Source organism: Salipiger marinus (assembly GCF_035481585.1).
GTDB lineage: Bacteria > Pseudomonadota > Alphaproteobacteria > Rhodobacterales > Rhodobacteraceae > Salipiger > Salipiger marinus.
The window spans coordinates 23,615-34,237 of record NZ_JAYKSL010000032.1 but is presented as its reverse complement, the minus strand read 5'-3'; the positions used below and the strand labels follow the sequence as shown (position 1 = coordinate 34,237).

The window sequence follows — 10,623 nt, the reverse complement described above, 5'->3', positions numbered from 1 at the left end:
GGTTCCTCAGTTGGTGCTCTCCACTTTTTCCGGGCAAGTCCACGGTGGTAGTCCCGATCACTGGGCACAGTATGGTCACGCCTACCGCAAGGCTTGGGCCGAAGCTGGTCATCCGGCGGAAGAGGCCGACATCGCGGTGGCCGTGCATGGCTTCGTGGGCGAGAACGGGCGCGAGGCGAAGGCCACCTATCTCGAGCACGAGGCGCGCATGTTCCAGACGGGCTCGGCTGAAATCGGGCGCCCGATGAAGACACCCGCCGGGCGGGAGAATGACTCCGAGCCCGGTGGGATGGTGTTCGCAGGCAGCGCCGACGAAATCACCGACCGCATCTTGCACCTGCACGAGCGTCTGGGTCACTCGCGGCAAATCTTCCAAATGGATGTGGGCGGCCTGCCGCACGACAGCTTCCTCAAGGGCATCGAGCTGCTGGGCAGCCAGGTTCTGCCTCAGATCCAGAGGGAGTTGGGCAAACCCGTGGCATGATCAGGCGGCACACCCGATCCAAGTCGGAATGGCAGCATTGTCCGCTCTCCGGACATGCGCACCGAAAGCAGCGAAGAGCCGGTATTTGAGCAACTCAGCACGCTCAAATTCTCGCAGCATGATGGCAAAGCTGTCTTTGCCAGCGCTAGTAGTTCACCTGTTCGAAGTCGTAGTTGCCATCATAGTCACGCCAATCGACGAAGACAGATCGGTGATAGATACCCGGGCAATTCTGGCCCCAACGTTCAAGTCCCACATGGGCCTCAGGCAGGGCAGTTATAGAAGATCGCTGCCATGAGAAATCGCCTTGGGTTCCATAAGTGCCGAGGACTACAGTGGCGTAGCGTTCGCAGTCTCCTTCGCTTCCTGCTTCGTATTGCCGCGCGTAACGAACATCAAAGACACGGATGGATCGTACGAAATTGAACTCAGGTCCGCTGATATCGATGTCCGCCCGATCTTGAACGAGCCGGAGGGCCTGGTCGGCGGGAACGAATTTGTCTCTTGGCAAGGATTGGAGCGGTCGACGGCTGTCGGGCCAGTACAAGGCTTCAAAGATACGGCCAGCGTTGTTTGGTGGCCGATCGCCCTCATAGGAGGCGCCCATGGGACAGCGCCAGATTTGCAGCGGCGGTTCCACTGGCCAAGGCGTGATACGCCTGATGAATTCGGCGCGAGCTCGGGCGCAAGGGACGGAAGCGGGCCAGCCGCCAGACAGACACAAGAGGATCGCGCAGTCGATCGGGTATGTCTGCGCTCGGGCGGACATTGGTAGCGAAAGACCAGTCACGGTGAAAGCGACTGCAACCGAGGGGAGGAGCTTCTTGATCAGATAGTGCATGCTGCGGAACCTCCGTGAGAGGAGTCCAGCATATATACGATAATATACTATCGCAACACTAAGTATAAATACGCATAATGAAGTTTATGTTAACCAACTGGCGCCCTGAGCCGCTAAAACATTACGATTTGATAATGCCCCGGCAAGGGCAGTGCCACCGTACCAAAGTTACTCCTTTGCGAAAGGAGCGACCATGTTCAGAACTTTCGGATTGCTCTTGGGTCTCGCAACTGCTGTAGCTCTTTTGTTTATGGTTTCGAACAGATGCTGTCTTCTGCGAAGGCATCTGATTGAAAGCTACTCTACCTTTCACTTGCCCAGGCGATTGCCGCCTTCATTTCCGCCGGGTCGAACTGACGGAGTTCTGCCGTGGTCAGCACGTCGGCGAACCTGGTTCCCCACTCCAACAAAGCCCCTTCGCCCACCACAGCGACGCGGCGGAAGTCATTCCTATGGGCTGTGTCGATTTTCAGATCTTCGAGCAGAGCGGACGGCCCATCGTAGCCTTCGAACCTCGTGAGATCGAGAACCAGGCCGGGCTTACTTGTCTCTTGCAGGCGCTCATGAAGCAGGGCGTGCATCCGTTTCAGGTCGCTTTCGCTGAGCTTGCCCTCGCAGGCGAGGCCAATCGTGTCGTCATGAGCTGTCAGTGTCTCGGTGAACATGGTTTTCCTCCTCTTTTTCCGGTTTGCCGTGACCGTAAAGGTCAGCGTTTTCGTGTGCGCGGTCTTCGTGCTCAAATTCCAGACTCGAATGACCGATGCTGAAATCGTCCTTCAGCCGGTCCTTGATCGCGGCCTTGATCTTTTCGATTTGACCCCAGCCGTCCGCTGTCAGCACGACGTGGCAGTCCAGAGCCGCCTCGTGCTCCTGCATCTGCCACAGATGCACGTGATGAACGTCCGCGACACCATCCACACCCCGCATCGCCTGAACGACGGTTTCATTATCGATGTCCGGTGGACTGCCGAGCATCAGCGTCCGAATCGGACCGCCGATCTCGGTAAATGCGAGGTAGAGGATGTAGAGAGCGATGCCGATGGTGATCGCCGGGTCGACCCACCGCATGTTGTAGAGGAGGATGAGCGAGCCGCCGATGATGACCGCCACGGAGGCCAAAGCGTCCGATAGGTTGTGCAGGAAGAGCGCACGGATGTTCACGNCGGGTCGACCCACCGCATGTTGTAGAGGAGGATGAGCGAGCCGCCGATGATGACCGCCACGGAGGCCAAAGCGTCCGATAGGTTGTGCAGGAAGAGCGCACGGATGTTCACGCTGCCTTTCTGCATCGAATAGGTGAGCAGCGCCGTCAACGTGTCGACGACCAGTGCCACACCGCCCAGGATCACCACCGTCCAGCCCTGTACCTCTGGTGGGTCGATCATGCGCATGCCACCCTCGTAGATCAGGTAGAAGCCGATCAGGATAAGTGTCGTGTAGTTGATGAGCGCTGCGACGATTTCTACCCGCCCATAGCCGAAGGTCATGCGCTTGTCCGCCGGGCGGCGAGCGATCTTACGCGCGAAGAAGGCGATCACCAGCGACGCCATGTCCGAGAAATTGTGGAGGGCATCCGCGATCAGCGCGAGGCTGCCGGAAAGGATCCCGCCGACGATCTGCGCGACCGTCAGGAGGCCGTTGGCCCAGATGGCGATGGAGACGCGACGATCACCGGATTGAGGATCGATGTGGGCGTGGCCGTGATCATGCGGCACGGTTCGTCTCCTCATGGCGGTGGTTCGGCCGATCGAATCCGGGGACCGGCGGCAAGATTCCGCGGCGGATGCGGCGAACCCTGGCATTCATCCAGTGACGGATGACGTGGCGATAGAGCAAGTCGCGCACAAATCCGAAGTTCTGGCGGTGCTTTGAGTAAAAATCGTCGGGTGCGTTGAAGGTTCCAAGATCGCGAACAATACCGGTTTTCTGGATGTAGGTATCATTGCCGGACCAAGTGACAGGCGGGGCGCTCAGACACTCCGTTCCAACCCCGTAGCCGCACAGACTATCCGTCTCGCGGAATTTCTGCTGCAGCGTCTGCAGGAAAGGCGCGTCCAGGATGAAGCCTTCAAGATTGACCCATCCGTCGCCCAAGTCCACCTCTACCCAGGAGTGGAGGATTTCGGACGGCGCGAGGGGATAGACGAGTTCCGGAACGACGCCTCTCTGAAGCGCCTTGTGGATTGTGAACCCGTGCAGTCGGCAGCGAACTCCCACGCCACGCAGCAGGGCCATGAGGAGCGTGCCCTTGGTGTTGCACTGCCCGTGGCCATCTGCGAGGACCTCGGACGCCGGAATGTCGTCGGCGCGGTTGTAGCCGAAGGTAATCTTGTTCCTGACGAAATCGTAGATGGCCCCAATTCGGTCGTCGCTGGGAAGGTCTGCCCAGCCGCGCTCCTCGATCAGTTTTGCAATTGAGGTCGCGTCAAAATCCAGCAGCCGGGTTTTGGCCAAATGAGGGTCGGCGGGGTTCACGGGATATCTCCTCGAATCGTTCACGAGAATATGTAGTTGCTACAGTCACTGTAGCTTCAAGCCCCGATTTCAGGCCGAGTCCTTGGTTACCTGATCGTCATTGTGCACCGCCTTGTGGTGTTCACCATGCGCGTCTCTCAGGATTCCGACGCCACCCCAGGCCGCGATGCCGGCGACAATCACGCCCACGACAAGGTCCGGCCAATTCGTTCCGAGCCAGGCTACGAGCCCGCCTGCGACGACGATTCCGAGATTGGCCGCGAAGTCGTTCCAGCTGAACGTATTCGCCGCTCGGATGTTCACGTCCGGATCGCGAAGCCGTGCCAACAGCCAGACGCAAAGTGCGTTGATGGCCGCCGCTACCAGCGCCATGACAATCATGATCGTGCCAAGAGGATCCGATCCGCCGACGTAGCGGCGCCAGGCGTCATACAGGATTCCAAGGGCGAAGAGGATCAGCAGGCCGCCCGAAACGTTCGCCGCTCCGCGCTTCCACTTGGCGGAGCGGGACAGCGCGAAGAGGCTGATCGCGTAGACGAAACTGTCCGACAGATTGTCGAGGCCATTGGCGATAAGCGCGCTTGAATCGCCGAATGCGCCCGAGGCGAAGAAAGCGATTGCCAGCCCGATGTTAAGACCCAGCACGATCCAGAGTGTGCGTCTTTCCGTTGCGTTTCTCTGCTCCGCCATGCCGGGTATCCAAATTAGTGAATTGCCAATGAGTAACTAACACCGGGCTTTTTGCGTTCCGATCAAAGGTCGTCGAGATTGCTCAGGCGCCGATCTCTTCATGGTCGGTCAGGCATTCGGAATGGTCGCGCAGTACCTCGAGCACACGGCAATCAGAAGTCTGTCCGCCGCTGCACTCATGCATCATCCGCTTCAATTCCGTCCGCAGCGCCTCGAGCCGCGCCAATCGTTGCTCGACCTGTTTGAGTTGCCGACGGGCGATTGCATCCGCCTCTGCACAGGACTTTCCCGGATGATCGCTGAGATCGAGGAGCTCACGGATCGCGTCCAACGAGAAGCCCAGTTGCCGAGCGTGCCGGACGAATGACAAGCGGTCGAGTTCGGCGTCGCCATAGCGTCGTTGGCCCCCCTCGGTCCTGCCGGGCTCAGGCATAAGTCCGATCTGCTCGTAATACCGGATGGTCTGCACTTTTGTTCCGGTCTTCTTCGCCAGAGTCCCAATCGTCAGCATTTCCGCTCCCCACATTACCTACAGTGGGTGTAGCTTTATGCGGTGCGCATCACAAGCTTCACCTGAGTTTCACAGATAGGTGATTGTTGGCCGATCGGTGACAATCACGCTTGAACCTACAGTAGCTAGAGGATGTAAACGCACACAAAATATAGAATCAAGTTCGGGCGGAGCGGCGTGAGGCTTTCAGGTCTTCAGAAGGTATTGTGGGTGTTGGCGGGCGCGGCGGCGTTCGTTTTCATCTGGCTGTTGCTATGGTCCGACTACCGTGCCGACCTTGCCCGAGCCGAGAATGAACCACCGTTTCTTGCTGATTTCGAACTGACCGATCATCGCGGCATTGTCCAAACGGACGAAGATTTCGCAGGGCGCTGGATGCTGGTCTTCTTTGGCTTCACCAATTGCCCTGACGTCTGTCCGACAACACTGTCCGAAGTCGCGGCCGTGATGGAGGGCCTGGGCGATGAGGCGGCAGTGGTTCAGCCGATTTTCATAACGATCGATCCCGAGCGAGATACGCCGACGGCTTTAGCGGAGTACGTGCCCATGTTCGACGCAGGGATCATCGGGCTTACCGGTACACCGGAGCAGATCGCCGCGACATCCGAAACTTTTCCGATATTCTATGAACGGATCGAGCAGGCGACTGCGCCGGGCGGATACACGATGGGTCACACGTCGCATCTTTTCCTTTTCGACACGCAAGCAGGCTTCGCGGCCTCCTGGCCCTACGGCACGCCCGCCGAAGAGATCCTCGCCGATCTGAGAGAGAGGATCTGATCGTCATGACCCGACTTTCCGGAGAGACGGCCCTCGGGCTGGCCTGGATCATCGCGCTCACCGCGTCGCTTGCAGTGCTCTTCATCGGCGAGGTTCTGGGGCAGACACCTTGCGTGCTTTGCTGGTTTCAGCGTGCCTTCATGTTTCCCTTGGCCATCGTCCTCGGGCTCGGGCTGTGGTGGCAGGATCGGCGCGTGGGTCGCTACGGGATCGCGCTGGCAATCGGGGGCGCCGCCATAGCGCTCTGGCACCTCGGCCTCTATGTCGAGCTGATCCCCGAACGCATCCAGCCCTGCACGGCGACAGGCCCATCCTGTACTGACGACAATCAACTGGTCTTCGGCATTCCGATTCCTCTGATGGCGCTCGTCGCCTTCGTGGTGATCGGGCTGCTGTCGGCTCTCTCACTGAAGGAAGCACAAGAATGAAACGACGCGGCCTCATCCTGTCCGTTCTCGCGCTCGGGGTCGCCGGTTTCGGCGGGGCCGCCTGGTATGCCACCCGCCCCGACCCGATTGCCGCGTCCGATCCCATCGACCCTGAAATGGCCAACGCGCTGATCCGACCCTATTCCCCGATCCTCGGGCCCGAGGATGCGCCCGTAACCATCGTTGAATTCTTCGACCCGGCCTGCGAGGCATGCCGCGCTTTCTATCCGGTCGTCGAGGATATCATGGCGGAGCACGGAGACGCGGTGCGCGTTGTAATCCGCTATACGCCTTTTCACGGCGAGGCGTCGGTAGAAGCGATCCGTGTGCTCGAGGCGGCGCGCATGCAGGACGTGTTTGAACCTGTGCTCGAGGCAGTCTTGCGAGAGCAGCCCAGATGGGCGTCTCACGGGACCCCGGCACCCGGATTGATCCTTGAGATTGCAGCAAGCGGAGGTCTGGATGTCGAAGCTGCCCGGACACAGTTGCTGGCCCCCGGTGTTGTGGCGGTGCTCAACCAGGACCGCGCCGATGTCGAGACAGTCGGGGTCCGCCAAACGCCCACGTTCTTCGTGAACGGCAAGCCTCTCGATCCGTTCGGTGAGGCCGAATTGCGGAGGCTGGTGGCAGTGGAAGTTGCGGCAAGCCAAAGCTGATTTGCGGAGGCAGGAGAAACGAGTGGTGAAGAAGTTGAGATATACCAATGCATTGGCCGTGCTTTTGACGGTTGCAGGGCTGTCGGCCCCCGCACTGGCCGGTTCGGAGGATGTCGTGGTCGAGAATGCGTGGTCCCGCGCCTCGATCGGCGTCAACAGGCCAGGTGCCGCCTATATGACCGTGCGCAACACGGGTGAAGACGCCGTTACGCTGACCGGACTTGCGACACCGCTGGCAATGATGCCCGAGATCCATGAGTCGAAAACCAACTCCGATGGCGTCAGTTCCATGGCACCTGCAGGCGAGATCACGATTGAGCCCGGCCAAAGCGTGGCATTGGAGCCGGGCGGGTTGCACGCCATGCTCATGAAGCTGCAAGAGCCGATGACCGAAGGCGAGAATTTCCCGCTGACACTGACCTTCTCGGATGGCGGCAAGGTGACGGTCGAGGTCCCAATCCTCGGAATCGCCGCGCGTGGACCGGAGGGCTGATGCAACGTCGGCAGCTCCTTCTATACGGCGCAGCCGGTGCCGGCGTTCTTGGCCTGACGCTCTTCGTGGGCTGGTGGCGGGTGGACGGGCCCGGTGCGCCTGAACCAAAAGGGCAGCGGCCCCTGCCCCTATCGGCGATGGAGTTCCGGCTGACCGACCACGAGGAAAATGAGGTAGGGCCTGGCAACCTGATCGGTCGTCCGACAATGGTGTTTTTCGGGTTCACCTACTGCCCGGACGTCTGCCCGACGACCCTATCGGATATTTCCGGCTGGCTTGAGGAACTGGGCGACGAAGCATCAGAGATGAACGTGGTCTTCATCACGGTCGACCCGGAGCGGGACACGGTCGAGGCCATGGCCGAATATGTCGGCTATTTTCATCCGGTCATTCGTGGTTGGACGGGGCCGGAAGACCAGATTGCCCGCGCTGCAGAAGGGTTTCGTGCCTCATTTGAGCGCGTCCCGACTGAGGGCGGCGGCTATACGATGAACCATACGGCAGGCGTATTCCTGTTCGATGCCGAGGGTGAGCTCGTCACCATGATCGACTATCACGAGCCAAGAGAATTCGCGGTGCCGAAGATCCGGCGCGCACTGACAGAAGACGTAGAGGGGGCAACATGAAGATAAGAACTGTCTTGGCGGCCGTTGCGGTCGCAGGCGCATTTTCGGTGACCGCCATCGCCATCTCTGGCGTTCTGTCCAAAGAACCGGTGCCCCCTGCGATTGCTGAAGCGACCCTCTGGACTCCCGATCCGCTTGCGCCGCCTCGGATTACCGAAACCAATTCGGTCCGCCCTACACTCGCCCAGGCAGATATCGCATTCGAGTTCAGACCCCGGCCCCTCCTGACCGTTTCCCCCGCTGATACCTCCTTGCCATCTATCGAGCCCCAGCTGGTCACCTGGTCGCGCGAGATTGCGTCGGGCGAGACGCTTGATGCGGTCCTTTCCGATGCGGGGCTGGATGCTTCGGATCGCGCCGAAATCGCCTTGGCGATTGGCGCGGAATACGATCTGCGCCGTCTGCGTCCGGGTCACATCATTACCGTGGTTTCCACAACGGACGACAACCCGCGTCGTGTAGAACTAGCCGTCGATGACGGTGTCCGGATAGAGGCGGTCTTCGGCGAACAGCTTGCCGCCCGCGTGTTGGAGCCGGATCCCGAATTGGTGACTTTCGCTGGCGAGGCGGTGATCGAGAGCTCGATTTTCGCCGCCCTAGACACGGCAGACATCCCCGCCCGTTTTGCGGTGGACCTGGCGCAGATGCTGGGCGGCACCGTGGATTTCCGTCGTGATCTTGCGGGTGGCGAGACGATGCGCCTCCTTTGGCGCGAGGCCCGAGACGGGAATAAGAGGATTGGTCAGCCCGAGCTTGCCTTTGCCGCACTGGATATCGATGGCTCGGTCTATGAAATCGTCTGGCCGAACGACGGCAGCGGCCAAGCGACGATCTATGTCGACGGAGAAGTCCTGCGCGTGTTTGCGCAACCGGTCGAAGGTGCACGGCTGAGTTCTGTGTTCGGGCGCCGCACCCATCCGGTCTACGGCAATGTACGGATGCACACAGGGGTCGACTTCGCGGCGGCGCGCGGCACGCCGGTACAGGCGACGGCGCCGGGCCGCGTTCGCTTCATCGGCCGACGCGGTGGGTATGGCCGGGTCGTCGAGATCGCTCATGGCTCCGACACCCTGACGCGCTATGCGCATCTGAGCGCCGTACCGGACGGGCTCACACAAGGGCAACGCGTGATGGCCGGAGATATGATCGGGCGGGTCGGTGCGACGGGTACCGCGACAGGCCCCAACCTACATTACGAAGTGCTGGTGGACGGTCGCCCAACCGACCCTCTCTCTGACGACCGATTGGCAGAGGCGGCCGAGCGTGAAGCGGACGACACGGCCGCGCTTGAGCGACTGCGTGAGGCGCGTTCACTTCTTGCTGAGAGGCTCGCCAGCGAATTTGCACAGACGACAACCGAAAGGCTTTGATCCATGAAACGATTTACTCCCGCCCTTGCCATCGCATTTGCCTTGCTTCCCGCGGCGCAGGCCGTCGCAGAGACGATTCAGATCGACGTCCGGAAGACAAACGGCTGCGGCTGTTGCCTGTCCTGGATGAAGCACCTCGAGGAGAATGGCTTCGCGCCGATGGGCGAGGACATGTTCGGAGGATCTCTTGTGCGCTTCAAACTCGACAATGGCGTGCCGCAGCGCATGGTGTCCTGCCATACTGCTCTGGTCGACGGCTATGTGATCGAGGGCCACGTGCCGGCGGCTGACATCCAACGCCTGCTGGAGGACCGGCCAGACGCGGTAGGCCTGGCGGTGCCGGGAATGCCCTACGGGTCGCCCGGCATGGGACCGGAGGACGACCGGGAGGCTTACGATGTCTTCCTGATCCACGAAGACGGATCGACCGAGGTCTACACCAGCTACTCGGCTCCTGACTGAACTCGCGGCAGAACCTTAACAATTGGAACCCCTCTCCCCCATAGCGCTTGGCTTTCTTGGAAGCCTGGCCGCCGGATCGCTGACCGCGGTCGGGGCGGTCCCCGTTCTTTTTGGGCGCATCCCGTCCCGGGCCACGCGCGATCTGCTGCTTGGCTTCGCGGCGGGTGTCATGCTCGCGGCTTCGTTCTTCTCGCTGATCATCCCGGCTCTCGACGCAGCTGAAGGACAGTTCGACAACGGTGCTCTCCCGGCGGCCATCGTATGTGTTGCGATCCTGCTTGGCATGGGCGCGGTCGCTCTGATGAACGAACGGCTGCCGCATGAACATTTCAAGACGGGGCGGGAAGGTCCCGACGCCGCATCGCTGCGGCGCGTCTGGCTTTTCATCATCGCGATCACTATCCACAATTTTCCCGAAGGGCTTGCCGTCGGCGTCGGGTTCGGGGCTGACGGTTTGTCGGGCGGGTTGCCACTTGCGATCGGTATTGGATTACAGAATGCCCCCGAAGGTCTGGCGGTGGCGGTTTCGTTGCTCGGCGAGGGCTATTCCAGGTTTCGCGCCTGGGGCATCGCCGCCCTGACCGGTCTCGTCGAGCCCGTCGGCGGGCTCATCGGCGCGGGTATCATCGGCATCTCGCAACCGCTGCTGCCTTGGGGTCTCGCCTTCGCAGCAGGGGCGATGCTCTATGTCATCAGCCACGAGATCATTCCGGAAACCCACCGGTCCGGACATCAGAACAGGGCGACGCTCGGCCTCGCGGTTGGTCTTGTGATCATGTTGTTCCTCGACGTCTGGCTGGGATAAGC

Annotated in this window: 14 protein-coding genes and 2 pseudogenes; 9 read left to right on the top strand and 7 right to left on the bottom strand. The window is 60.6% G+C overall.

Annotation, left to right across the window (positions count from 1 at the left end; translation table 11 throughout):
* Positions 1-484 (top strand): LLM class flavin-dependent oxidoreductase (locus VK682_RS24910; protein ID WP_324782775.1); only part of this gene is annotated, 484 nt, incomplete at its 5' end.
* Positions 485-629: 145 nt separating this feature from the next.
* On the opposite strand, the gene VK682_RS24905 is transcribed toward VK682_RS24910, so the two are convergent.
* From VK682_RS24905 to VK682_RS24875, 7 genes and pseudogenes are all read right to left on the bottom strand, one after another.
* Positions 630-1,325 (bottom strand): hypothetical protein, encoded by a 696-nt coding sequence (locus VK682_RS24905; RefSeq protein ID WP_236628310.1) that lies wholly within the window; start codon positions 1,323-1,325, stop codon positions 630-632.
* Positions 1,326-1,627: 302 nt separating this feature from the next.
* Positions 1,628-1,990, bottom strand: a complete 363-nt coding sequence (locus VK682_RS24900; protein ID WP_050532584.1) for a SpoIIAA family protein — start codon at positions 1,988-1,990, stop codon at positions 1,628-1,630.
* Positions 1,962-2,489: pseudogene (locus VK682_RS24895) on the bottom strand (cation diffusion facilitator family transporter); the annotation flags it as partial. The gene VK682_RS24900 and the pseudogene VK682_RS24895, both read right to left, overlap by 29 nt.
* 11 nt (positions 2,490-2,500) lie before the next feature.
* A pseudogene (locus VK682_RS24890) lies at positions 2,501-3,040 on the bottom strand (cation diffusion facilitator family transporter); the annotation flags it as partial.
* Positions 3,030-3,800 (bottom strand): transglutaminase-like domain-containing protein, encoded by a 771-nt coding sequence (locus VK682_RS24885; protein ID WP_067920038.1) that lies wholly within the window; start codon positions 3,798-3,800, stop codon positions 3,030-3,032. The pseudogene VK682_RS24890 and the gene VK682_RS24885, both read right to left, overlap by 11 nt.
* A gap of 69 nt (positions 3,801-3,869) precedes the next feature.
* Positions 3,870-4,490, bottom strand: coding sequence for a cation efflux transmembrane domain-containing protein (locus VK682_RS24880; RefSeq protein WP_067920036.1), 621 nt, complete (start codon positions 4,488-4,490; stop codon positions 3,870-3,872).
* A gap of 82 nt (positions 4,491-4,572) precedes the next feature.
* Positions 4,573-5,001 carry a MerR family transcriptional regulator gene (locus tag VK682_RS24875; protein WP_090525097.1) on the bottom strand — a complete coding sequence of 143 codons (429 nt, stop codon included), beginning with the start codon at positions 4,999-5,001 and terminating at the stop codon, positions 4,573-4,575.
* A 213-nt stretch (positions 5,002-5,214) separates the two neighbouring features.
* Between VK682_RS24875 and VK682_RS24870 the strand changes: the two genes are divergently transcribed.
* From VK682_RS24870 to VK682_RS24835, 8 genes are read left to right on the top strand one after another with little or no spacing between them, the layout of a single operon-like run.
* A complete protein-coding gene (locus VK682_RS24870) occupies positions 5,215-5,781 on the top strand; it encodes an SCO family protein (protein ID WP_090525099.1) in 567 nt (188 codons plus the stop codon).
* A 5-nt stretch (positions 5,782-5,786) separates the two neighbouring features.
* Positions 5,787-6,209 (top strand): disulfide bond formation protein B, encoded by a 423-nt coding sequence (locus VK682_RS24865; protein ID WP_046002647.1) that lies wholly within the window; start codon positions 5,787-5,789, stop codon positions 6,207-6,209.
* Positions 6,206-6,865 (top strand): DsbA family protein, encoded by a 660-nt coding sequence (locus VK682_RS24860; protein ID WP_090525012.1) that lies wholly within the window; start codon positions 6,206-6,208, stop codon positions 6,863-6,865. Before VK682_RS24865 ends, VK682_RS24860 begins: the two co-directional genes overlap by 4 nt.
* A 22-nt stretch (positions 6,866-6,887) precedes the next feature.
* On the top strand, positions 6,888-7,358 hold the full coding sequence (locus tag VK682_RS24855; RefSeq protein WP_008327335.1) for a copper chaperone PCu(A)C: 471 nt from the start codon (positions 6,888-6,890) through the stop codon (positions 7,356-7,358).
* Positions 7,358-7,984 carry an SCO family protein gene (locus tag VK682_RS24850; RefSeq protein WP_067920035.1) on the top strand — a complete coding sequence of 209 codons (627 nt, stop codon included), beginning with the start codon at positions 7,358-7,360 and terminating at the stop codon, positions 7,982-7,984. Before VK682_RS24855 ends, VK682_RS24850 begins: the two co-directional genes overlap by 1 nt.
* Positions 7,981-9,354, top strand: a complete 1,374-nt coding sequence (locus tag VK682_RS24845) for a M23 family metallopeptidase (RefSeq protein WP_152453299.1) — start codon at positions 7,981-7,983, stop codon at positions 9,352-9,354. The genes VK682_RS24850 and VK682_RS24845 overlap by 4 nt, the downstream gene beginning before the upstream one ends.
* A 3-nt stretch (positions 9,355-9,357) precedes the next feature.
* Positions 9,358-9,816, top strand: a complete 459-nt coding sequence (locus VK682_RS24840) for a DUF411 domain-containing protein (RefSeq protein WP_050532589.1) — start codon at positions 9,358-9,360, stop codon at positions 9,814-9,816.
* A gap of 22 nt (positions 9,817-9,838) precedes the next feature.
* Positions 9,839-10,621, top strand: coding sequence for a ZIP family metal transporter (locus VK682_RS24835; protein ID WP_048535492.1), 783 nt, complete (start codon positions 9,839-9,841; stop codon positions 10,619-10,621).
* Positions 10,622-10,623: the final 2 nt, after the last annotated feature.